Origin of the sequence: Yeosuana marina (genome assembly GCF_011762485.1) — a bacterium.
In the GTDB taxonomy this organism is placed as follows: Bacteria; Bacteroidota; Bacteroidia; order Flavobacteriales; family Flavobacteriaceae; genus Yeosuana; species Yeosuana marina.
The window spans coordinates 574,076-596,133 of record NZ_JAAKGI010000001.1 but is presented as its reverse complement, the minus strand read 5'-3'; the positions used below and the strand labels follow the sequence as shown (position 1 = coordinate 596,133).

The following is a 22,058-nucleotide window of genomic DNA, read 5'->3' as shown; positions in this document are numbered from 1 at the left end:
ATACTGGTATTTAGAATAAAACTTTTGATAATTATAAACTTAAAAAGCCATTCATTATGGGAACAAAAGCCAAAGAACATTTTGAAACTGCCCAAGAGAAACTCAATGAAGCTAAAGAAGAATTATTTAGACCCGAAGAAGATATCGTTTCCTATTTAATTTGCAAAAATTCGCAACATGCTATTGAGTCTTATTTAAAGGGATATCTATTAAAAAATGGTGTTGATATTGAAGATTGCAATACCATTGAGAGTCTTTACAAACAATGTGTTACCATTAATTCAAATTTTGAAAAAGTTGATTTAACAAGTTTTGAATGTAAAGGACACAATTTAAATTCTCGTTATTGTAATGAAGTCGAAAAAGTTAGCAACTGTTTTGATGCTGCTGATAATTTAGATACCTTTTTAAGAAAAGAAAAAATAATTTAAACTTAACTAAACTATTGCTAAAAGGGCTATTAAACTTTAAGTTTAATAGCCCTTTTTATTTAAATTAATTTTATAACTTAAATAACATTAACCACAGTTTCTATTTGAGGTGCATACTTTTTTATGGTCATTTCTACACCCGATTTTAAGGTCATTTGATTCACAGTACATCCAACACAAGCTCCTGACAGTTGAACTTTAACATGTTTATCATCTTCAATAGATAGTAACGAAATATCCCCACCATCACTTTGTAAAAACGGACGAATTTCTTCTAACGCTTTTTCAACATTCAACCTTAATTCTTCTGAGGTCATAAGTTATTTTTTAACGGCGGCACATCCGGCCATAGTCGTAATTTTTATTGCTTCAGTAGGTGGCAAATCTTCATTTCTATTTACAACTTCCTGCACAACATTCTGGGTCATCTCCTTTAACGCTTCAGCTAAAGGTGTATCTATCTGTAATGCTGCTGGACTTCCCACATCTCCTGCCTCACGAATGCTTTGCACTAATGGTAAGGCTCCTAAAAACTTAACACCTAAATCTTCGGCTAAATGCTTTGCTCCGTCCTTTCCAAAAATATAATATTTGTTATCTGGAAGCTCTTCTGGTGTAAAGTAGGCCATGTTTTCTATAATACCTAGTACAGGTACATTGATGCTTTCTTGTTGAAACATTGCAACTCCTTTTTTTGCATCGGCTAATGCCACAACTTGAGGTGTACTAACAATAACGGCTCCTGTAATAGGAAGTGATTGCATAATACTTAAATGAATATCTCCTGTTCCTGGAGGTAAATCGATTAATAAAAAGTCTATCTCTCCCCAATGCGCATCAAAAATCATTTGATTTAAGGCTTTTGCTGCCATAGGACCTCTCCATACAACAGCTTGATCTGGTTGCGTAAAAAAGCCAATCGATAAAATTTTAATGCCATAGTTTTCTACAGGTTTCATTTTAGACTTGCCATCAATATCTACAGCCAAAGGACGTTCCTTTTCAACATCAAACATAATAGGAATAGAAGGTCCATAAATATCCGCATCTAAAACACCTACTTTAAAGCCCATTTTTTGTAAAGACACCGCTAAATTTGCCGTAACGGTAGATTTCCCTACGCCTCCTTTACCTGAAGCTACTGCAATAATATTTTGAATACCAGGAATGGCATTTCCTTTAATTACATTAACTTTTGGTTTTTCTGAAGCCTCAACTTTTACATTCACTGTAATTTTAGCTTTTTCATAAACCTTATCATGAATAACTTTCATGATATCAACTTCTGTCCTTTTTTTAGCTTGTAAACTAGGATTAGTAATCGTAATATCTACAATAACTTCATCGCCAAACGTCATTACATTTTTAACCGCTCCTGTTTCAACCATATTTCCTCCGTCTCCTGGAGCCGTTATAGTTTCAAGCGCTTTAAGTATATCTTGTTTACTTAATTTCATGTGTGTGTTTATTTAATTTGAGTTTCAAATCATTTCAATAAATCTAATTATTAATTAATAATTTAGATTTATTCTAAAGTACAAATATACGCTGAAAAGTTTATATTTTAAAGTAGATGTATTGAAATGATTGTTAAACTATATACATTTTTTTAGATATATATTTGGTATGATTAGTGTGCTATAATTTCTCTATAAATAACATACTTTTGACTTATGAAAAACTCTATTCTTTATTTTGGTTTTATACTACTAATTGGATTTTCTAGTCATGCACAAAGTAAAATTGGAAAAGCAGAAGAAAGTTTAAAGAAAAATGAAACTTCTACAAAAAATTCTAAAACATCCTATAGTGAAGGTGAAAATAACAACGATTCTGAAGGTAGTTTTTTTACTGAGGTTTTTGGCGGTTTGTTTGTGGAGGTATTTGTACAAGCATTTGCTTATACCGTTTATGGCATTGCTATTGAATCGCCCTTTGAGCAAGGTCATCAAGCAAGTAATGCCTATTTAAGCAAATATCCTTACTATAAATTAAATACAGGAAACTACACCTATGAATGGAACGAGGACACGCCTATTTTTAGGACGTCATTATCCGCTAGATATATTTCTGAAAACAGCCGATTGAAAGGATCTCAACTAAATTTAGATATGCGATTTTTAAAAAGAGTAGCATTGGAATTAGATTATCTTCAATTATGGGAAAACAATCCCAACTTTGGAAATGATAATTTGGCTATTTATACAGCTCTTGCAAAATACCACCGTGTTCGAACAGAAAAATTTGATGCTTGGTGGGGATTAGGAACTTCATACATTGATGGGTCTGTAAATAGGTTTGGGTTTGCCTACGGTTTAGGTGCTGAATTGTTTTTTGCTAAACCAATTAGTCTTGAAGCAAATTTTAATCAAACCTTTATAAATGATGATACCGTTAATAAATTAAATGGACTCATCAATTATCATCTTAATACATACAAACTAATTTTTGGATATCAACACCTTAGAATTGGAAACCAGAACTTTTCAACAGTTACATTGGGTGCCGGTATTTTCTTAGATTAAAAAATCTATAATTCTTTTAAAGGATCCCAAAACACACGTTCAAAATCTTGAATTTGATTATCTACCACCTTAATTCCTTCACTTTCCAACAGCTGTTGCATAAGATTCGTTCCATCAAAGTGATGTTTTCCTGTTAATAATCCTTTGCGGTTTACTACTCTGTGAGCAGGTACTTTTTTTCCTGTAGAACCATTCATAGCATAACCAACCATACGAGCACTTTTCGCAGCTCCAAGATATGTAGCAATGGCGCCATAAGAGGTCACCCTTCCATAGGGTATTAATTTTGCAACCTCATAAACTCTATCAAAAAAACTAGAAGTTTCTGATGACATACACTATAATTCTTTGATAATATTAATCAATGTGACGATTGAAATAATACCCGTAATACTTCCAATAAGATAGTTCATGCTTTTTTGAGACGCAATGGGTTTATCTTTTATTTTATGGAAAAAAAACATATACACATACAACATAACAAACGTCCCCATGCCAGCCCCAGCCACATAAGAAATAATATTAATTTGACTAAAATCTAACCATCCAAAAGAGGCTAAGGTAATAGTCATGTACGCTTGATAAGGAATAGGAAACACATTAATAGCCGATAAAAATAGTCCTTGGAAAAACCGACTTTGCTTGCTTCTTATATGAGGTTCTAATTGAGGTTTTACTTGTTTTTTAGCTATAAATAAATAATATACAGTAATTAATACAAAAATTACAAATGCAACTCGTTGAAGAATATCAATAACCTCTGCATGATTAGACATATATCTAGCAAAAATTGAAGCTAAATAGGTTTGCACAAAAACAATAACACAAACACCTATGGAAAACAGAATACCCCGAGCATGACCTTCTTTTAAGCTTATTTTAGCAGCTGTCATATTTAATAACCCCGGAGGTATAATACCAATTAACGATACAATAAGTCCTAAAAAAAAGATAAAAGTAATGTTCAATGTTATTTAATTTTAAACCTAATATACGTAATTGCTTTGTTTTGTTCTAGATATTGGGCCTCATAAAATGTTTGAATACTAGTTACTTCTTCCGGGCTCCCTTCTTGTTTATACACATTATGATTGGAGTAAAGTACTTCATGTCCCTCACCATGCAATAACCCTAGAGTATACCCATGCATAAACTCGCTATCAGTTTTTAAATTAACAACACCCTCTGGTTTTAAAATAGATTTATACTTTTTTAAAAACGTTGAGTTCGTCATACGGTGTTTGGTTCGCTTATATTTTATTTGCGGATCTGGAAAGGTAATCCATATTTCGTCTACTTCATTGCTGGCAAAAGCATAATCGACAAGTTCTATTTGGGTTCTTAAAAAAGCTACATTATCTAGATTTTCTTCAATGGCTGTTTTAGCGCCTCGCCAAAAACGAGCCCCTTTAATATCGATACCTATGAAATTTTTATTAGGATATTTTTGTGCTAAAGCCACCGAATACTCACCTTTTCCGCAGCCTAATTCCAGAACCAATGGATTGTTATTTTTAAAAAAATTAGCATTCCAATTACCCTTTAAAGAATAGTTTTGATTAACTAATTCATCTCTTGTTGGTTGAAATACATTCTTAAACGTTTCGTTTTCTTTAAATCGTTTCAGTTTATTTTTACTTCCCACTCTTTTAAAAATTTTGGTAAAATTAAGGAAACAAATTAGCTTTATCTTTGTTTTTATATGAAATGAGAATAACTCCTTTTAAAATTGATGAATTTTAATGGCATATAACCTATAAAAAATAGTCTAACTGATGAATATCAAAAAGCGAATTTTAATAGCTCCGTTAAACTGGGGTTTAGGTCATGGTTCACGTTGTATCCCTATTATTAATGCATTAATTGAACACGATTTTGAACCCATAATAGCAAGCGATGGTGACGCTTTACAGTTACTCAAAAAGGAATTTCCGAAACTAACATGTCTTGAACTTCCATCTTACCAAATTAAATATTCTAAATATGGCTTTTTATTAAAATGGCAATTGCTTAAAACTATTCCAAAATTACTTAAGTCAGTTCAAGAAGAAAAAAAAGTCGTTGAAGATCTTATTAAAACTCATGATATCAAAGGAATCATTTCAGACAACCGCTTTGGTATTTATACTTCGAACAAGCATATTCCAACTGTTTACATCACACATCAACTTAAAGTTTTTAGCGGTTTTACTTCGACTTGGTTAACAACCAAGTTACATCAACAAGTTATTAAAAAATATAATGAATGCTGGGTTCCAGATTTTGAAAACAATCAGAATTTAAGTGGAAAACTTGGGCACACTAACAACCATAAACTCAATCTTAAATATTTAGGTCCTTTAAGCCGGTTTAATAAAACTGAACCTACAACATCAAAGTATACTATTTTGGTATTGTTATCGGGTCCAGAACCTCAACGGTCACTTTTAGAAAATAAAATTTTGCGTGAATTAAAAAACTATAAAGAATCTATACTAGTTGTAAAAGGAGTGATTGAACATACCCAAAAAATGACACACCAAAATAATATGACTATTTATAACTTTATGAAAAGTCTGGAACTAGAAAACGCAATTAAACAAAGTGATATCATGGTATCGCGCTCTGGTTACACCACCATTATGGATTTAGCTGTGTTATTTAAAAAGAAAGTCTTTTTTATTCCGACACCCGGACAAAATGAACAGTTATATCTCGCAAAAAGAATGCAAGCGTTACAAATTGCACCCTACTGCAAACAAAGTGATTTTACATTTGATTGTTTAAAAAAAATTAATGATTATAAAGGTTTTGAAGTCGTCGAAAACAATCTAAATTTCAGTCAGTTATTTAGCCTTTTCAAGGGTGAATGAAAATTCGCTACCAACACCAAATTCACTTTCAACATATATTTTTTCATCATGCGCTTCTATAATGTGCTTTACTATTGAAAGTCCCAAACCAGAACCGCCTTCACTTCTAGAACCGCTTTTATCAACCCTGTAAAAACGTTCAAAGAGTCTTGATAAATGAGGTTTTCCAATTCCTATTCCATTATCAGTTATTCTAACAATTACCTTGTTTTTAATAAGATTTTCAATACTTACCTCGGTTGTTCCTTTTTCACGACCATACTTTATGGAGTTTACAACCAGATTAATCAATACCTGCTGGATACGTTCCTTATCGGCATTGACTAAAATGGGTTTGTTATACTCAATATCAAATGTTAATGTGATTTTTTTCTTGTTGGCTCGCATCTCAAACATATCAAATACATTTTTTACCATTTCAACAATGTCAAAACGTTCAATTTTCAAACGTAAATCACCTATTTCTAATTTGGTAATCATGTCTAAATCATTAACTATGTAAACCAGTCGTTCAACTCCTTTACTGGCTCTAGTTAGGTATTTTTCACGTATTTTTTCATCATTCATAGCACCGTCCAGCAACGTTAAAATATAGCCCTGAACAGTAAATAACGGTGTCTTTAATTCATGAGACACATTACCAAAAAACTCTTTTCTGTACTGGTCTCTAACTTTTAATGTTTCTATCTCTAGTTTTTTATCTCTAGCAAATTTATCTATTTCCTGAGTAAGCGTACCCATATCCGTATTTATTGGGCCGCGTGTTAAACTTGCAGATTCTAAAAGTGTTAAATCATCATATATTTTTTTTACTCTCCTGTAGATAAATCGTTCTACCCTAAACTGAATAACTAAAAATGCAAAAACGTAGCATATTATTGAAAAGACTAAAAGAATCAGCCAGTTAATAGTATAAAAACTATATAAAAAAACACCCATTAAGAGCGTTATAAATAGCGTTATAAAAAGCGATGTTTTTATTGCAAACTTATATGTTTTTTTGAATTTTGAACGCATTAATCTACAAACTTATAGCCTACACCTTTAACTGTTTTGAAGCAATCATCACCTATTTTTTCTCTTAGTTTTCTAATATGAACATCTATGGTTCTTCCGCCTACAACCACTTCATTTCCCCAAACTTTATCAAGGATTTCATCTCTTTTAAAAACTTTACCAGGCTTAGATGCTAATAAAGATAATAACTCAAATTCCTTTCTTGGCAAAATAATTTCTGTGCCGTTTAAAATAATTTTATACTCATCTCTATTGATAACTAAATTGCCTATTTTAACAGTATTATCAATATCTTGTTCTTTAAAACGTCTTAATAAGGCTTTAACTTTACTTACTAATACTTTTGGTTTAATAGGCTTGGTTATATAATCATCTGCTCCAGCATCAAAACCTGCTACTTGAGAATAATCTTCACCTCTAGCTGTTAAAAAAGTAATTACTGTGTCTTTTAAATCAGGACTTTTTCTAATAATTTCACAAGCCTCTATACCATCCATTTCTGGCATCATTACATCAAGAATAATTAAATGAGGAAGTTCTTTTTTAGCCTTTTTAACAGCTTCAAGACCATTTTCTGCAGTTAACACCTGATAGCCCTCATTTGATAAATTATAACCTACTATCTCTAAAATATCTGGCTCATCATCAACTAAAAGTATTTTAATGTCTTTTTTATTCATTCTGTAATTACGATTATAAGTTTATTATTTGAAGTAAATATAAAATTAATAACACAGATTTAGAGTAAATTTAATATAAATAACCATAAGGTAACGTATAACTTACAGTGTTTTAACCTTTCGATTAAAAACATGTTTTTTTAACAATACTTTGGTATAACTTTTGAAAGAATTTAGTAATTTTAAAACATAAACAACCTACTATGCAAAAAAACTACGTTTTAACTTTTATTTTTTCTCTTTTGTTTTTGATTTCTCTTCAAGGGTTTTCTCAATCAAATCAGAATTATACGCCCCAACAGCAACAACAAAATATTGAAGGTCTCTCTATATACCCCAACCCTGTTAGTAACGGAAAATTATACATTTATATTACATCTAAACGAGGATTAAATAAAACGGTTGCCGTATATAATGTTTTAGGCAAGCTAATATCGTCTACTGTATTAACAGGTAAAGAATTTAATATCTCACAGTTAAGTACCGGTGTTTACATTTTAAAAATTACTGAAAACAACATCAGTGAAACCCGGAAATTAATAATAAAATAAACTTAAAAAATACAATTTTAAAAGCGTTGCTAATAGTAACGCTTTTTTATTTTAGTACTTTTGCGTTTTTAAATCTATGATAGATACAAATGCCATTTTTAATATTCAATCTGAACAAAAGTTCACTGAATTGGCGTTGGATGTTTTTAACTATCAGTTTAAAAACAATACTGTTTACAGATCATTTTGTGATTTGTTATACAAACATCCAAGTGATGTTAAAACCATCAAAGACATTCCGTTTTTACCCATTCAATTCTTTAAAACTCACGAAGTTTTAAGCTCTCAAAATAATATACAAACCACCTTTACAAGTTCGGGAACAACTGGCAGTAAGACAAGTAAACATTTGGTTACCAATTTAGATATTTATAAAAATAGTTTTACTAAGGGATTTGAACAATTTTATGGAAGTGTAAACAACTATGTCATACTAGCGCTTTTACCATCCTATCTTGAGCGCGAAGGTTCTTCACTGATTTATATGGTAGATGCTATGATTACGCAATCAAAGCATTCAGAAAGTGGTTTTTATCTCAATAATTTAGATGAATTAAAAAACACCTTAACTCTATTAGATTCACAAGGGAAAAAAATATTGCTCATTGGTGTTTCCTTTGCTTTGTTAGATTTAATTGAGACGTATCAATTTAGCTTAAATAATACCATCGTCATGGAAACCGGAGGCATGAAAGGACGTCGAAAAGAATTGATACGCGAAGAACTCCATAGTCAACTTAAAGTTGGTTTTGGCGTTGAATCTATTCATAGCGAATATGGTATGACCGAATTATTGAGTCAGGCGTATTCACAGGGGAACGGTGTTTTTAATACTCCTAATTGGATGAAGGTTTTAGCTCGTGATACTGAAGATGCTTTAAGTATACTACCTACAGGAAAAAGTGGCGGACTTAATGTCATTGATTTAGCCAATATAAACTCTTGCTCTTTTATTGCCACACAAGATTTAGGACGTGTTTACAAAGATGATTCTTTTGAAGTCATTGGACGCTTTGACCATTCAGATATTCGTGGGTGTAATTTAATGGTGCTTTAATTTTTTCGTCATTGCAAATCCCTATAGCTCTCTGGAGAAGCAATCATATTCTTGCAACGTCATTGCGAACGCGGTGAAGCAATCTTATTATTTTTGAACTCCATTTATAAAAATTACTTTGTCATTGTGCTCTTTGTAATGAAGACACATTAAATCTATTTTTTTTGTAAGGATTATTAAAAATTTACGACCAAAAAATCAGCTATGAAAAAGAAATTATTTTCAAGCTGGTTGGTTAGTTTAAAGCCTGATGTTCTTCGTCAGGCTTTTCTTATGATATCCTAATTACAAAATAGTTTTTCTTACCACGTTGTAGCAACACAAACTTATTGTTAATTAAATCAGACACTGTAATTTTATAATCTTCTTTTACTTTTTCTTTATTAACTGAAATCGAATTTTCTTTAAGAGCTCTTCTGGCCTCTCCATTCGATTTTAAAAATCCCCCTTTTTCAGCTAAAGCAGCAATAATATCTAACCCTTCTTCTATTTCAGATTTTAAAATTTCTGTCTGAGGTACACCATCAAACACATCTAAAAAGGTTTGTTCGTTTAAATGCTTTAAGTCATTACTAGTAGAATTTCCAAATAAAATATTACTCGCTTTAATGGCATTATCTAAATCATCTTTAGAATGCACCATCGTGGTAATTTCCTCAGCTAAACGCTTTTGTAACACACGTAAATGCGGCGCTTCCTGATGTTCTGCTATTAAGTCGTTAATTTCAGACTCTGTTAAAAACGTAAATATTTTAATATACTTTTCTGCATCCTCATCACTTGAGTTTAGCCAATATTGATAGAATTTATAAGGTGATGTTCTGTTGGCATCTAACCAAACGTTACCGCCTTCAGACTTTCCAAATTTAGACCCGTCAGATTTTGTGATTAAAGGACAAGTAATGGCAAATCCCTTTCCATTATCAATTCGTCTAATTAATTCGGTTCCTGTGGTGATATTTCCCCATTGGTCACTCCCACCCATTTGAATGCTACAATTTTTTTCTTTATATAAGTGTAAAAAGTCGTATCCTTGAACTAATTGATAGGTAAACTCTGTAAAACTCATACCTTCTGTAGATTCAGATGAAATTCTGTTTTTTACAGAATCTTTAGCCATCATATAATTTACGGTAATATGCTTCCCAACATCGCGAATAAATTCAAGGAATGAAAAATCTTTCATCCAATCATAATTATTCACCAAAATCGCCGCATTGTCTGCATCACTTTCAAAATCTAAAAAGTGGGACAACTGATTTTTTATAGCTTCTTGATTATGACGTAGTGTTTTTTCATCCAACAAATTACGCTCGTTCGATTTTCCTGAAGGATCACCAATCATGCCTGTCGCTCCGCCAACTAACGCAACCGGACGATGTCCGCAGCGTTGATAATGAGCTAATAACATAATAGGGACTAAATTTCCTATATGTAAAGAATCTGCCGTAGGATCAAATCCTACATAAGCACTACGCATACTTTCCATTAAATGCTCTTCTGCACCAGGCATTACGGTATGTATCATGCCTCTCCAAGTCAATTCTTCTACAAAATTCTTTATCATGTTTTTATATTTTTACTAAACTACGGCAAAGATAAAAATCAATGTATAATTACTGATGAATTATGAATAATTCTTTACATTCGTTGTATGATTTTAGTAACAGGTAGTACAGGTTTGGTTGGTTCGCATTTGCTTTATAAACTTATAAGCAATGGTGAAAAAGTTAGAGCGATATATAGAACGGAACGTAAATTAGATAATATAAAACAGGTATTTTCGTGTTATACTGATAGTTACACGCCTCTTTTTGATTCGATTGAATGGGTTCAAGCAGACATTTTAGACATCCCATCATTAACAGATGCCTTTGAGGGCGTCTCCTATGTGTACCATTGTGCGGCTTTTGTGTCTTTTGAACCTGATAAATATCAACTTTTAAGAAAAACAAATATAGAAGGAACGGCCAATGTGGTTAACCTTTGTATATCTGAAAAAATTAAAAAACTTTGTTATGTAAGCTCTATTGCTACCATTGGAACTCTCGATGATACTGAAATGTTAACTGAAGAAAGCGAATGGAATCCTGAAGCTAGTAATAATGTTTACGCCATTACAAAGTACGGTGCTGAAATGGAAGTTTGGCGCGCTGCTCAAGAAGGTCTAGATATTGTAATGGTAAATCCTGGTGTTATTTTAGGGGCAGGTATTTGGCGTTATGGAAGTGGTAGTTTATTTAAAAAAGCGCATCATGGCTTTAAACATTATACCGCTGGTTCTATTGGGTTGGTTGATGTGAAAGATGTGGTATCGGTTATGATCAAACTTACAAAAAGCGACATAACAAACGAACGTTTTATCCTGATTGCTGAAAGCTGGAGTTACAAAGATTTTCTTAGGGATATTTCTATTTCGGTTAACACTTCGCCGCCTAAAAAATTGGCGCCTCAGTGGTTATTGCAAATAGCATGGAGACTAGATTGGTTAACACACAAATTAACTGGCAAACGTAGGCAACTAACTAAACATTTAGTAACATCATTATCTACTAAAAAATCCTATGATACTACCAAAATAAAATCGTATTTAAATTTTGAATTTAAACCGGTCAAAGATAGTATTACAGAGATTGGGACGCTTTATCTGAAGCAGGTTGAATAAGCTTTTTAGGCTTTGTTTTATTTTTTAAATTAGGATTAAGAATTGAATCTTTTTCTAGTTTTTCCTTTAAAGAAGCTTTTGGCTTTAACAGATTGTTTATTGAATCCTTTTTTCTTACAGCATTAATAGAATCTTGTTTCTTCTTTTCCTTAAGTTCAGTTTCTTCTAACTTTGTATAAAATTGAGATAGCTCTTCTAAACTATCTTTAACCTTTGTGTAAATTTCATCATAATCCTTCACATAAAAAGCATAATAATTATTGCTTAATGCGAATGTAGCACTATCTATATCATACTTTTTATAAACATAATCGTCTGAGTAAATATTTTTATTTTCTAAAATCTTTTTATTGGCTCCATTTGAAGATGATATTAATTTCAAATCTATGATAATGTTGACCATCTCCTTCTTTGAAATTAAATGCTTTGGCTTTTCAGGTTTATTCATGGTGTAACATGATACCGCTAAGAATCCTAGAAACATATATGTAAAAAAACGTTTTAGCATTACCTATTAAAAGTTAAGCGTTTTGCAGATTTAAAATTATGAAATTTAGAATTCTCGAAAACCAAATTACCATTTACAAACGTATGAGTTATTCTCGACTTAAACGTTGTTCCTTCAAAAGGAGACCATCCACATTTATATAAAACATTATCCTTTTTTACAGTATATGGATTATTATAATCTACTAAAACTAAATCGGCATAATAGCCTTCTTTTATAAATCCTCTTTTTTCAATTTGAAATAAAATAGCCGGATTGTGACACATTTTTTCAACCACTTTTTCAATAGAAATTTTTTCTTTGTGACACATTTCTAGCATAGCAGATAAGGCATGTTGCACTAAAGGTCCTCCAGAAGGTGCTTTCGTGTAAACATTTCTCTTTTCTTCTAACGTATGTGGGGCATGGTCTGAAGCAATAACATCTATTCTATCATCAAGCAGAGCTTCCCAAAGTTGATCCCTATCCTTTTTGGATTTTACCGCTGGATTCCATTTTATTAAGGTTCCTTTTGTATCATAATCCTCATCTGAAAACCATAAATGGTGAATACAAACCTCGGCTGTTATTTTTTTATCTTTTAAAGGGGTTTTATTACTGAATAATTTAGTTTCCTTTCCTGTAGACAAATGAAAAACATGCAATCTAGCACCTGTTTTTTCTGCTAATTTAATAGCTTTTGATGATGATAAATAGCAAGCTTCTTCACTTCGTATTTCTGGATGACATTTAATAGGAATATCTTCACCATACTTAGCTATGTACGTTTCAAGATTTGCTTTAATTGTTGTTTCATCCTCACAATGAACAGAAATTAATAAATTGGTGCTTGCAAATATTTTCTCAAGAACTATTGGGTCATCAACCAACATATTACCTGTAGAAGATCCTAAAAATAATTTCAAGCCAGCAACTTTGTTCGCATCAACTTTTAAAATTTCTTCTAAATTATCATTAGTACCACCAAACATAAATGAATAATTGGCGTACGATGTTTTTGCTGCAATTTCAAACTTGTCTTCTAATTTTTCAATAGTAGTCGCTTGCGGAATCGTATTAGGCATTTCAATAAATGACGTTATACCGCCAGCTACTGCAGCTCTAGATTCTGTTTCAATGGTTGCTTTATGGGTAAGTCCTGGTTCTCTAAAATGCACTTGGTCGTCAATAACTCCTGGCAATACGTATTTACCTTCGGCATCAACCACATGGACATCTGAAGATTTTGCACTAATTGAACTACTTATTTCCTTTATAAACTCTCCTTCAATTAGTATATCCCCACAAAATACAGCGCCCTCATTTACAATATGTGCGTTTTTTATAAGTATTATTTTTTCCTTCATAACTCTACTTTTTGAAAATACTTTTAATTTTCATTGAAATTACCCCAAAGATTGCTTCAGAAATTATGCCAGAACTTAATTTTGATTGTCCTTTCGTTCTGTCTGTAAATATAACAGGAACTTCTTCAATTTTAAACTTTTTAATATACGCCTTAAATTTCATTTCTATTTGAAAGGCATACCCAATAAATTTAATAGTATCTAAATTTAAGGCTTCTAAGACATGTCTTTTATAGCAAACAAAACCTGCAGTAGTATCGCGTATTGCCATACCAGTGATAATGCGTACATAAACAGATGCTAAATAAGACATCAAAACTCTGTTCATTGGCCAGTTTACCACATTTACTCCAGTTATATACCTTGAACCTATTGCAACATCTGCACCATTTGTGCTACAAGCATTATATAACTTAATTAAATCTTTAGGGTCATGTGAAAAATCGGCATCCATTTCAAAAATATAGTCATATTTTTTCTTTAAAGCCCATTTAAAACCGTGTATATAAGCTGTTCCTAAACCTGATTTTTCTACTCTTGATTCTAAAAACAATCGCTGTTGAAACTCCTTTTGGAGTTCTTTTACCTTTAAAGCTGTTAAGTCTGGAGAACTATCATCAACAATAAGAATATGAGTGAATTCAGACTCCGAAAACACTGCTTTAATTATGGCTTCAATATTTTCAATCTCGTTATAGGTTGGTATAATTACTAAAGCATGTTTCATGTATTCTCATAGTATTGTTTTTAATATTTCATTTTTCCTAAAAACAGTTTTGTTTTGCCTAGGAAGCATTAAAAACTTATAAATTTTAGCAAATGTACATTATTTAAAAGATACTTTTTTTTAAATATTCCTTAATAATTTAAAGTAGGTATTATTATTTATAATAATTTTAGGGCATGCTTCGTACTATACAAACATTTGAATTATTTACTATTTTAATAGTTATTGGCATTGCTTTTATAGCAGTTGCAAAATCACTATTCCCTAGACGTTTTAATGATTTTGTTTATGTGTTAGGGAACTCAAAATACCTTAAGATTTATGCTAGAGAACAAAAGTTTTTTGACAGATTTGATGCCTTACTTTTTGTTAACCTGATACTTTCTTTATCTATTTTCGGATTTATTTACCTGAAACTTTCAAATCAGGTCTTTGCACCTAACATCGATGTTATATTTAAATTAACGATTGGAATTGGCATCTTTATTTTAATAAAAGTTCTTTTAGAACGACTTATAGGAAGCCTTTTTGAAATCGATAAATTGATTGACCAATATTTATTTCAAAAAATAAGTTACAAGAACTTTATAGGTTTGTTTTTAGTTCCTGTTAATCTAATTTTATTGTTTAGTATTACACCTTCGTTAATTATCCTTTATATAATTATATTTTTATTATTAGTAGTTAATATTATGGGCTTAATCACTACTATAAAAACGCATCAAAGTTTAATAAAACGAAACTTATTTTATTTTATTTTGTATCTTTGCACTCTTGAAATTGCACCTTATATCATATTGTACAAGGTGTTTAATTCATAATAACTGAAGTAACTAATTGCGCCCTATGAAAGTGAAAACCATTTTGGTGTCCCAACCAGAACCTAAAGTAGAAAATTCTCCATATTTTGATCTTCAAGAGAAGCAAAAAGTAAAAATAGATTTCAGACCTTTTATTCATGTAGAAGGCGTTTCTGCTAAAGAAATCAGACAACAAAAAGTAGATTTAAATAACTATACAGCTATTATTTTAACGAGTAGAAATGCTGTAGACCATTATTTTAGAGTTGCTGAAGAAATGCGCTTTAAAGTGCCAGATACCATGAAATACTTTTGTCAATCTGAAGCAGTCGCTTTTTATTTGCAAAAATATGTAGTTTACAGAAAACGTAAAATTTATGTTGGTAAACGGTCTTTCTCTGAATTATCGCCTTTAATTAAAAAATATAAAGACGAAAAATTCTTACTGCCGTGTACAGATAAGGTAAAACCTGAAGTTCCTGAAACCATGACTGCTTTAGGAGTTAATTGGAAATTAGCTACTTTTTACAAAACTGTAATTAGTGATCTTTCTGATTTAGCGGATGTATACTATGATGTTTTAGTCTTTTTTAGTCCTTCAGGTATTGAATCATTATTTCATAATTTCCCAGATTTTAAACAAAATAATACACGAATAGCAGTATTTGGAGACACCACTATTAAAGCGGTTGAAGAAAAGGGATTACGTGTAGATATTGCCGCACCTACTAAAGAAACTCCATCTATGACCATGGCTTTAGAAAAGTATATTGATAAAGTTAATAAAGGCAAATAACTCAATCTATAAATAAAAAAAAGAGCGACTTAATTTTTAAGTCGCTCTTTTTTTATGTTAAAACGCATAGCGTTGCGGACCACCTCTCCGTATTTCTTCACTGGCAAAGGCTTCAAATTTTTTAAAGTTCTCTCTAAAGGCGTTAGTTAGTTTAAAAGCCGTTTTATAATAAGCTTCATCATTATTCCAGGTAGCTCTCGGACTCAAAACCTTCGTTGGAACTCCAGGGCATTCTCTAGGTTGAGCCACACCAAATACTGAATGAATGTGGTAGCTGTCATAAGTATACAATCCTAAATCCCCATTTAAAACAGCATTAATCATAGCACGAGTGTACTTTAATTTCATTCGGGTTCCTACACCATAAGGGCCACCTGTCCAGCCTGTATTAACCAACCAAACACTGACACCTGCTTCTTTCATTTTTTTGCTTAACATATCTGCATATTTAGCAGGATGTAATGGCATAAAAGGTGCTCCAAAACATGCCGAGAAAGATGGTTGAGGTTCTACAACACCTGCCTCAGTTCCGGCAACTTTAGCCGTATATCCAGACATAAAATGATACGCTGCCTGACTAGGTGTTAGTTTAGATATAGGAGGTAAAACACCAAAAGCATCAGCTGTTAAAAAGAAAATATGCTTTGGATTCTTTCCTATGGAAGGGACTTTAATATTTTCAATGTGATTGATAGGATAACTTACTCTCGTATTTTGGGTAATGGCAGTATCAGCAAAATCAACATGACCCTCAGCATCTAAAATGACATTTTCTAAAATGGCTCCCGGTTTAATCGCTTCAAAAATCTCCGGTTCATTTTCAGCAGACAAATTAATCACTTTTGCATAACATCCTCCTTCAAAATTAAAAATGCTATTTTCTTTTGTCCAACCATGCTCATCATCGCCAATTAAACTTCGGTTTGGATCTGTGGAAAGTGTTGTTTTTCCGGTTCCTGAAAGCCCAAAGAAAATAGCTGTATCCCCATCTTTACCAATATTAGCGCTACAATGCATTGGCAGGGTGTTTTTATACATTGGTAAAATAAAGTTTAAGGCCGAAAAAATACCTTTCTTAATTTCGCCCGTATAGCCAGTTCCGCCAATTAAGGCAATCTTTTTTGTGAAATTTAAAATGGCAAAATTATGTTGACGGGTGCCATCCAATTCTGGATTTGCTTTAAACCCTGGCGCATTAACAACCAACCATTCCGCATCAAACGTTTCTAATTCGTCTTCTGTAGGGCGAAGAAACATATTGTAAGCAAACTGATTACTCCAAGGAAATTCATTAATAACTCGAATATTAAGTTTATAATCTTCATCAGCACACGCATAACAATCTCTCACAAAAATCTCTTTATTTGAGAGATATTCTGCAACTTTAGTATATAAGCTTTCAAACTTCTCTGGATCAAACGGAACATTAATATCTCCCCACCAAATATTATCTCTAGTTACATCGTCTTTAACTATAAATCTATCCAAAGGAGATCTACCTGTAAACTCTCCAGTATTAACTGCTAAAGCTCCAGAAGACGCCTCAACGCCTTGTCCCTTTTCTAAAGTTATGTCATGAAGTTCTTTTGGTGAAAGTTGATACCTTACTTTAGCTTTTTTAATGCCGTATTGTTCTAACTCAATCGTTTTCGTAAGTTGGTTGTAATTTGTCATAATTTTGCTTAAAAATGATTATTTGGCAAAATAAAAGAATATTTTTGTGTTATTATATAAAAATATTAATTATTTGCTTTCATTTTTATGAAATTCACAAACAATAAAACCCAGGAAATGATAAGACATAAACCTCCTATTGGAGTCACAAATGCGATGGTTTTAAAATCAAAATTTGTTAATAAATTCGTCGCCAAGCCATAAATAGATCCAGAAAAAAGCAACCACCCTATTAAAACAAAATAGAATATGAGTTTTTTTGATTTAGCTGAAATAAAGGTCGTACTTCCTACAAAAAGCAGTAAAAGAGCGTGATACATTTGATATCGCACACCTGTTTCAAACGTTTGTATGGATTCCGCGGGAATTAATTCTTTCAATCCATGGGCGCCAAATGCTCCTAAAACAATGGCAGTAACTCCTAAAAATGACGCTAAAATTAAAATTTGCTTGTTCATATCTATACTACATTTCAGTTTATAAAACCTTTTGTATTTATTACATTAGTCTCAACAAAATTAGTTAACAAAATTCATTATGCGAAACATTTTAGTTATTGGTTCAGGAAAATCAACGTCTTACTTAATAAAATATCTGTTAGATAAATCAGAAACCGAAAACTTATTCATAACCATAGGAGATATCAACATTAACCACGCGTCGAAGATTATTAATAATCATATTCGTGCTAAAGCAATTATCCTAGATATCTTTGATTTAGATTCAAGAAAAGAGGCAATTAAAAATGCTGATATTATTATTTCCATGCTTCCTGCACGATTACATATTGATGTAGCGAAAGATTGTATTGAATTTGGGAAAAATATGGTTACCGCCTCTTATATAAGTCCAGAAATGGAAGCTTTAAATGATAAAGCCATTGAAAAAGGTTTGATTTTTATGAATGAAATTGGCGTTGACCCTGGTATTGACCACATGAGCGCCATGAAAGTCATTGATAGCATACGAGCCAATGGAGGTAAAATGATTTTGTTTGAATCTTTCACCGGAGGTCTTGTAGCACCCGAAAGCGACAATAACCTCTGGAATTATAAATTTACCTGGAACCCAAGAAACGTGGTGGTTGCGGGTCAAGGTGGAGCTGCCAAATTTCTGCAAGAAGGTACTTATAAATACATCCCTTACCACAGATTATTTAGAAGAACTGAATTTTTAGATATTGAGGATTATGGCAGGTTTGAAGTGTATGCCAACCGAGATTCTTTAAAGTATCAACATGTTTATGGTTTAGACTCCATTAAAACACTGTATCGTGGTACCATGAGGCGTGTTGGATTTAGTCGTGCATGGAATATGTTTGTTATGTTAGGTATGACAGATGATAGCTATACCATTGATGATAGTGAAAATATGAGTTATAGAGATTTCGTTAATGCCTTTTTACCTTACAGTCCATCTGATTCGGTAGAATTAAAATTTAGACATACTCTAAAAATTGATCAAGATGATATTGTTTGGGATAAGTTGTTGGAACTTGATATTTTCAACTCTAAAAAAATGGTAGAACTTAAAAAAGCAACACCAGCACAAATTTTACAAAAAATGCTAATGGATAGCTGGACACTTGATAAAGATGATAAAGATATGATCGTCATGTATCATAAATTTGGCTATGAACTGAATGGTAAAAACTATCAAATAGACTCAACTATGGTTACTCTAGGTGATGATCAAACGTATACAGCCATGGCAAAAACAGTCGGCTTACCTGTTGCTAGCGCTACACTTGCAATTTTAAACGGTAAAATAACCACACCTGGAGTTCAAATTCCTATTACCAAAGAAGTTTACGAACCTATTCTAAAAGAGCTGGCAGATTCTGGTATTTTGTTTAAAGAAAAAGAAGTCCCTTATCACGGTTACAACCCGCTAAATATATAAGGTTTTGGTGTTTCCCTGTCGGTTTAGGCTTTCTCAACTCCCTTTTTTATGTTTTAAAAACTAGAGTTCAATAAATAATCTGTTGTCTTTAAAAAATTTACATCATATATTGTTTCTATGTCACCTTGAGCACATTCGAAAGGTTTTTAACTTCTTACATTTTTTAAAGGTTTCGACTGAGCTCAACCTTACATTATTAATTCATTAAACATAAAAAGAGCTCAAACAAATTGTTCAAATACGGAGTATTCACGAACTCAAATATTTAAAATAGAATACATGAGCAATCCTTAACGCAATATTTAGTTTTAGATTGAATCCTTTTACTACTTTTATGTTTTTATTTAAAACTTTATAAGTAATGAAGGTTGCAAATCATAATCTAGAAATAGACGGCATTGATAAAAAAATTCTTCGCACTCTGATGGCAGACGCGAGAACACCCATTCTTGAAATTGCAAGAAATGTTGGTATTTCTGGCGCAGCTATTCATCAACGATTGAGAAAACTTGAAAAGTCTGGTTTGATTTCGGGTTCCAAATTCGTTATTAATCCAAAAGTTTTAGGATATAACACCATGGCATTTATTGGTATTCATTTAGATACAGCCATGAGCCATAGTGACGTACTGAAACAGCTAAAAAAAATTCCTGAAATATTAGAATGCCATTACTCTACGGGAAGTTGGAATGTATTTATTAAAATTCTTTGTAAAGACAATGTGCATTTAATGCACTTACTAGAAAAGGAAATTCAATCTATTCCTGGTGTTTCACGAACGGAAACCTTTATTTCACTGGATCAGCAAATAGATAGACAAATAAGTATATAAAAACAAAACCCAAACGAAAGCTTGGGTTTTGTTTTTATTAAGATTCCTGCTTTTGCAAGAATTAGTTACATTTTCATCAACCAAGAACGTACATCGACTTCCTTCTTAATTAAATCTCTTAAATCATCTATTTTAACACGTTCTTGCTCCATGGTATCTCTATGACGAATCGTAACCGTATTATCCTCTAAAGTATCGTGATCTACTGTAATACAAAATGGTGTTCCGTTTGCATCTTGGCGTCTGTAACGTCTTCCAACAGCGTCTTTTTCATCGTAATCTACATTAAAATCCCATTTTAATTCGTCTACGATTTTTCGGGCTACTTCAGGTAAACCATCCTTTTTAACTAATGGCAAAACAGCGGCTTTTACTGGCGCTAATACACTTGGCAATTTTAAAACGGTTCGTGTTGTACCATTCTCAAGTTCTTCTTCAACTAAAGAATTTGAGAATACGGCTAAAAACATACGGTCTAAACCGATAGACGTTTCTAACACATACGGAACATAACTTTTATTTTCTTCAGGATCGAAATATTGTAGTTTCTTACCTGAGAATTTTTCGTGCTGACTTAAATCAAAATCAGTTCTAGAATGAATCCCTTCTAATTCTTTAAATCCGAACGGAAATTTAAATTCAATATCGGCAGCAGCATCAGCATAATGTGCTAATTTTTCATGGTCGTGAAAACGATAATTCTCTGCCCCCATTCCTAAACTTAAATGCCATTTCATTCGTGTTTCTTTCCAATGCTCGTACCATTTGGCTTGAGTGCCAGGTTTAATAAAAAACTGCATTTCCATTTGTTCAAACTCACGCATTCTAAATATAAATTGTCTTGCTACAATTTCATTTCTAAACGCTTTTCCTGTTTGAGCAATCCCAAAAGGGATTTTTAAACGGCTTGTTTTCTGAACATTTAAAAAGTTAACAAAAATACCTTGTGCTGTTTCTGGACGCAAGTACAAATCCATCGCATTTTCGGCAGACGCACCCAATTTGGTTCCAAACATTAAATTGAACTGTTTAACCTCTGTCCAATTTCTTGATCCTGTTAACGGGTCAGCAATTTCTAACTCTTCAATAAGTGCCTTCACATCCGCTAAATCTTCATTTTCTAAAGATTTTGCCATTCGCGAAAGCGTTGTATTTATTTTTTCTTGATAGCCTAAAACACGGCCATTGGTAGAAATAAATTCTTCTTTATTAAAGGCATCACCAAAACGTTTTGCTGCTTTATCAACTTCTTTATCAATTTTAGCTTCAATTTTAGCACAGTAGTCTTCAATTAAGACATCAGCTCTATAACGTTTTTTGGAGTCTTTATTATCAATTAACGGATCGTTAAACGCATCAACGTGCCCCGATGCTTTCCATGTGGTTGGATGCATAAATATAGCAGCATCAATACCTACTATATTGTCATTCATTTGCACCATTGCTCTCCACCAATAATCGCGGATATTTTTCTTTAATTCTGCCCCGTTTTGGGCGTAGTCGTAAACTGCGCTTAAACCGTCATATATTTCGCTGCTTTGAAATACATAACCGTATTCTTTTGCATGCGAAATTACCTTCTTAAATTGATCGTCTTGATTTGCCATGGTGCAAAAATATAAAACCGCTTCAAACAAATAGCTTGTTTGTTAAAAAATAAGTAGTCAATTCTTTTATTTTTTAATTAAGTTTACA

24 protein-coding genes are annotated in these 22,058 nt (G+C 32.1%); 10 read left to right on the top strand and 14 right to left on the bottom strand.

Annotation, left to right across the window (positions count from 1 at the left end; genetic code table 11):
* Positions 1–56 precede the first annotated feature (56 nt).
* Positions 57–431, top strand: coding sequence for a HEPN domain-containing protein (locus tag G5V56_RS02625; RefSeq protein WP_166960891.1), 375 nt, complete (start codon positions 57–59; stop codon positions 429–431).
* Between the two features lie 77 nt (positions 432–508).
* On the opposite strand, the gene G5V56_RS02620 is transcribed toward G5V56_RS02625, so the two are convergent.
* Complete coding sequence (locus G5V56_RS02620) at positions 509–748, bottom strand: NifU family protein (RefSeq protein ID WP_166960886.1); 240 nt, start codon at positions 746–748, stop codon at positions 509–511.
* Between the two features lie 3 nt (positions 749–751).
* Complete coding sequence (locus tag G5V56_RS02615) at positions 752–1,888, bottom strand: Mrp/NBP35 family ATP-binding protein (protein WP_166960881.1); 1,137 nt, start codon at positions 1,886–1,888, stop codon at positions 752–754.
* A gap of 216 nt (positions 1,889–2,104) precedes the next feature.
* Here G5V56_RS02615 and G5V56_RS02610 point away from each other — a divergent pair, with 216 nt between their 5' ends.
* The gene (locus tag G5V56_RS02610) at positions 2,105–2,956 is read left to right on the top strand and encodes a hypothetical protein (RefSeq protein WP_166960875.1); all 852 of its coding nucleotides are present in this window, start codon (positions 2,105–2,107) and stop codon (positions 2,954–2,956) included.
* Positions 2,957–2,961: 5 nt separating this feature from the next.
* Here the strand turns inward: G5V56_RS02610 and G5V56_RS02605 are convergent, their stop codons facing one another.
* The 3 genes from G5V56_RS02605 to trmB are packed head-to-tail and all read right to left on the bottom strand — an operon-like array spanning position 2,962 to position 4,601.
* Positions 2,962–3,291 (bottom strand): MGMT family protein, encoded by a 330-nt coding sequence (locus G5V56_RS02605; RefSeq protein ID WP_166960868.1) that lies wholly within the window; start codon positions 3,289–3,291, stop codon positions 2,962–2,964.
* Positions 3,292–3,294: 3 nt separating this feature from the next.
* On the bottom strand, positions 3,295–3,924 hold the full coding sequence (locus tag G5V56_RS02600; protein ID WP_166960862.1) for a lysine transporter LysE: 630 nt from the start codon (positions 3,922–3,924) through the stop codon (positions 3,295–3,297).
* Between the two features lie 2 nt (positions 3,925–3,926).
* Positions 3,927–4,601: a tRNA (guanosine(46)-N7)-methyltransferase TrmB gene (gene trmB, locus G5V56_RS02595; RefSeq protein ID WP_166960855.1), complete on the bottom strand. Its 675-nt coding sequence runs from the start codon at positions 4,599–4,601 to the stop codon at positions 3,927–3,929.
* Between the two features lie 130 nt (positions 4,602–4,731).
* Here trmB and G5V56_RS02590 point away from each other — a divergent pair, with 130 nt between their 5' ends.
* Positions 4,732–5,808, top strand: coding sequence for a UDP-N-acetylglucosamine--N-acetylmuramyl-(pentapeptide) pyrophosphoryl-undecaprenol N-acetylglucosamine transferase (locus tag G5V56_RS02590; RefSeq protein ID WP_166960849.1), 1,077 nt, complete (start codon positions 4,732–4,734; stop codon positions 5,806–5,808).
* Here the strand turns inward: G5V56_RS02590 and G5V56_RS02585 are convergent.
* Both G5V56_RS02585 and G5V56_RS02580 read right to left on the bottom strand, forming a co-directional pair.
* Complete coding sequence (locus G5V56_RS02585; protein ID WP_166960845.1) at positions 5,782–6,825, bottom strand: sensor histidine kinase; 1,044 nt, start codon at positions 6,823–6,825, stop codon at positions 5,782–5,784. The two genes, G5V56_RS02590 and G5V56_RS02585, sit on opposite strands and share 27 nt — an antisense overlap.
* A complete protein-coding gene (locus G5V56_RS02580) occupies positions 6,825–7,505 on the bottom strand; it encodes a response regulator transcription factor (protein WP_166960842.1) in 681 nt (226 codons plus the stop codon). The genes G5V56_RS02585 and G5V56_RS02580 overlap by 1 nt, the downstream gene beginning before the upstream one ends.
* 203 nt (positions 7,506–7,708) lie before the next feature.
* Here G5V56_RS02580 and G5V56_RS02575 point away from each other — a divergent pair, with 203 nt between their 5' ends.
* Positions 7,709–8,056 carry a T9SS type A sorting domain-containing protein gene (locus G5V56_RS02575; RefSeq protein ID WP_166960839.1) on the top strand — a complete coding sequence of 116 codons (348 nt, stop codon included), beginning with the start codon at positions 7,709–7,711 and terminating at the stop codon, positions 8,054–8,056.
* 76 nt (positions 8,057–8,132) lie between these two features.
* Complete coding sequence (locus tag G5V56_RS02570) at positions 8,133–9,113, top strand: LuxE/PaaK family acyltransferase (RefSeq protein ID WP_166960836.1); 981 nt, start codon at positions 8,133–8,135, stop codon at positions 9,111–9,113.
* Positions 9,114–9,384: 271 nt separating this feature from the next.
* Here the strand turns inward: G5V56_RS02570 and tyrS are convergent, their stop codons facing one another.
* Positions 9,385–10,680, bottom strand: coding sequence for a tyrosine--tRNA ligase (gene tyrS, locus G5V56_RS02565; protein WP_166960833.1), 1,296 nt, complete (start codon positions 10,678–10,680; stop codon positions 9,385–9,387).
* 87 nt (positions 10,681–10,767) lie between these two features.
* On the opposite strand from tyrS, the gene G5V56_RS02560 reads away from it, so the two are divergent.
* Entirely contained in the window at positions 10,768–11,778 is a 1,011-nt protein-coding gene (locus G5V56_RS02560; RefSeq protein ID WP_166960830.1) for an NAD-dependent epimerase/dehydratase family protein, read from the top strand.
* On the opposite strand, the gene G5V56_RS02555 is transcribed toward G5V56_RS02560, so the two are convergent.
* From G5V56_RS02555 to G5V56_RS02545, 3 genes are read right to left on the bottom strand one after another with little or no spacing between them, the layout of a single operon-like run.
* Positions 11,738–12,226 carry a DUF4296 domain-containing protein gene (locus G5V56_RS02555; protein WP_166960827.1) on the bottom strand — a complete coding sequence of 163 codons (489 nt, stop codon included), beginning with the start codon at positions 12,224–12,226 and terminating at the stop codon, positions 11,738–11,740. The genes G5V56_RS02560 and G5V56_RS02555 overlap by 41 nt on opposite strands.
* Positions 12,227–12,285: 59 nt before the next feature.
* Positions 12,286–13,632: a dihydroorotase gene (locus G5V56_RS02550; protein ID WP_166960824.1), complete on the bottom strand. Its 1,347-nt coding sequence runs from the start codon at positions 13,630–13,632 to the stop codon at positions 12,286–12,288.
* 4 nt (positions 13,633–13,636) lie between these two features.
* Positions 13,637–14,359, bottom strand: coding sequence for a polyprenol monophosphomannose synthase (locus G5V56_RS02545; RefSeq protein ID WP_166960821.1), 723 nt, complete (start codon positions 14,357–14,359; stop codon positions 13,637–13,639).
* A 176-nt stretch (positions 14,360–14,535) separates the two neighbouring features.
* Here G5V56_RS02545 and G5V56_RS02540 point away from each other — a divergent pair, with 176 nt between their 5' ends.
* Together G5V56_RS02540 and G5V56_RS02535 are read left to right on the top strand one after the other, a co-directional pair.
* Positions 14,536–15,180, top strand: a complete 645-nt coding sequence (locus tag G5V56_RS02540; RefSeq protein WP_166960818.1) for a DUF4271 domain-containing protein — start codon at positions 14,536–14,538, stop codon at positions 15,178–15,180.
* A 25-nt stretch (positions 15,181–15,205) separates the two neighbouring features.
* Positions 15,206–15,955: a uroporphyrinogen-III synthase gene (locus tag G5V56_RS02535; protein ID WP_166960815.1), complete on the top strand. Its 750-nt coding sequence runs from the start codon at positions 15,206–15,208 to the stop codon at positions 15,953–15,955.
* Between the two features lie 57 nt (positions 15,956–16,012).
* Here G5V56_RS02535 and pckA read toward each other — a convergent pair whose 3' ends face one another.
* Positions 16,013–17,629 carry a phosphoenolpyruvate carboxykinase (ATP) gene (pckA, locus tag G5V56_RS02530; RefSeq protein WP_166960811.1) on the bottom strand — a complete coding sequence of 539 codons (1,617 nt, stop codon included), beginning with the start codon at positions 17,627–17,629 and terminating at the stop codon, positions 16,013–16,015.
* Between the two features lie 65 nt (positions 17,630–17,694).
* Positions 17,695–18,087: a DUF423 domain-containing protein gene (locus G5V56_RS02525; protein WP_166960808.1), complete on the bottom strand. Its 393-nt coding sequence runs from the start codon at positions 18,085–18,087 to the stop codon at positions 17,695–17,697.
* Between the two features lie 79 nt (positions 18,088–18,166).
* Between G5V56_RS02525 and G5V56_RS02520 the strand changes: the two genes are divergently transcribed.
* Positions 18,167–19,531 (top strand): saccharopine dehydrogenase family protein, encoded by a 1,365-nt coding sequence (locus G5V56_RS02520; protein ID WP_166960806.1) that lies wholly within the window; start codon positions 18,167–18,169, stop codon positions 19,529–19,531.
* Between the two features lie 361 nt (positions 19,532–19,892).
* Positions 19,893–20,363, top strand: a complete 471-nt coding sequence (locus tag G5V56_RS02515; RefSeq protein WP_166960803.1) for an Lrp/AsnC family transcriptional regulator — start codon at positions 19,893–19,895, stop codon at positions 20,361–20,363.
* Positions 20,364–20,428: 65 nt separating this feature from the next.
* On the opposite strand, the gene G5V56_RS02510 is transcribed toward G5V56_RS02515, so the two are convergent.
* Positions 20,429–21,970: a glycine--tRNA ligase gene (locus G5V56_RS02510; protein ID WP_166960800.1), complete on the bottom strand. Its 1,542-nt coding sequence runs from the start codon at positions 21,968–21,970 to the stop codon at positions 20,429–20,431.
* Positions 21,971–22,058 lie beyond the last annotated feature (88 nt).

Excerpts from the sequence above, each read along its gene's own strand:
- G5V56_RS02585 (WP_166960845.1), bottom strand. The coding sequence starts at position 6,825 with ATGCGTTCAAAATTCAAAAAAACATATAAGTTTGCAATAAAAACATCG.
- G5V56_RS02625 (WP_166960891.1), top strand. The coding sequence starts at position 57 with ATGGGAACAAAAGCCAAAGAACATTTTGAAACTGCCCAAGAGAAACTC.
- pckA (WP_166960811.1), bottom strand. The coding sequence starts at position 17,629 with ATGACAAATTACAACCAACTTACGAAAACGATTGAGTTAGAACAATAC.
- G5V56_RS02560 (WP_166960830.1), top strand. The coding sequence starts at position 10,768 with ATGATTTTAGTAACAGGTAGTACAGGTTTGGTTGGTTCGCATTTGCTT.
- G5V56_RS02605 (WP_166960868.1), bottom strand. The coding sequence starts at position 3,291 with ATGTCATCAGAAACTTCTAGTTTTTTTGATAGAGTTTATGAGGTTGCA.
- G5V56_RS02520 (WP_166960806.1), top strand. The coding sequence starts at position 18,167 with ATGCGAAACATTTTAGTTATTGGTTCAGGAAAATCAACGTCTTACTTA.
- G5V56_RS02590 (WP_166960849.1), top strand. The coding sequence starts at position 4,732 with ATGAATATCAAAAAGCGAATTTTAATAGCTCCGTTAAACTGGGGTTTA.
- G5V56_RS02550 (WP_166960824.1), bottom strand. The coding sequence starts at position 13,632 with ATGAAGGAAAAAATAATACTTATAAAAAACGCACATATTGTAAATGAG.
- tyrS (WP_166960833.1), bottom strand. The coding sequence starts at position 10,680 with ATGATAAAGAATTTTGTAGAAGAATTGACTTGGAGAGGCATGATACAT.
- G5V56_RS02580 (WP_166960842.1), bottom strand. The coding sequence starts at position 7,505 with ATGAATAAAAAAGACATTAAAATACTTTTAGTTGATGATGAGCCAGAT.
- G5V56_RS02525 (WP_166960808.1), bottom strand. The coding sequence starts at position 18,087 with ATGAACAAGCAAATTTTAATTTTAGCGTCATTTTTAGGAGTTACTGCC.
- G5V56_RS02510 (WP_166960800.1), bottom strand. The coding sequence starts at position 21,970 with ATGGCAAATCAAGACGATCAATTTAAGAAGGTAATTTCGCATGCAAAA.
- G5V56_RS02610 (WP_166960875.1), top strand. The coding sequence starts at position 2,105 with ATGAAAAACTCTATTCTTTATTTTGGTTTTATACTACTAATTGGATTT.
- G5V56_RS02515 (WP_166960803.1), top strand. The coding sequence starts at position 19,893 with ATGAAGGTTGCAAATCATAATCTAGAAATAGACGGCATTGATAAAAAA.
- G5V56_RS02615 (WP_166960881.1), bottom strand. The coding sequence starts at position 1,888 with ATGAAATTAAGTAAACAAGATATACTTAAAGCGCTTGAAACTATAACG.
- G5V56_RS02620 (WP_166960886.1), bottom strand. The coding sequence starts at position 748 with ATGACCTCAGAAGAATTAAGGTTGAATGTTGAAAAAGCGTTAGAAGAA.
- G5V56_RS02575 (WP_166960839.1), top strand. The coding sequence starts at position 7,709 with ATGCAAAAAAACTACGTTTTAACTTTTATTTTTTCTCTTTTGTTTTTG.
- G5V56_RS02555 (WP_166960827.1), bottom strand. The coding sequence starts at position 12,226 with ATGAATAAACCTGAAAAGCCAAAGCATTTAATTTCAAAGAAGGAGATG.
- G5V56_RS02540 (WP_166960818.1), top strand. The coding sequence starts at position 14,536 with ATGCTTCGTACTATACAAACATTTGAATTATTTACTATTTTAATAGTT.
- G5V56_RS02545 (WP_166960821.1), bottom strand. The coding sequence starts at position 14,359 with ATGAAACATGCTTTAGTAATTATACCAACCTATAACGAGATTGAAAAT.
- G5V56_RS02535 (WP_166960815.1), top strand. The coding sequence starts at position 15,206 with ATGAAAGTGAAAACCATTTTGGTGTCCCAACCAGAACCTAAAGTAGAA.
- G5V56_RS02570 (WP_166960836.1), top strand. The coding sequence starts at position 8,133 with ATGATAGATACAAATGCCATTTTTAATATTCAATCTGAACAAAAGTTC.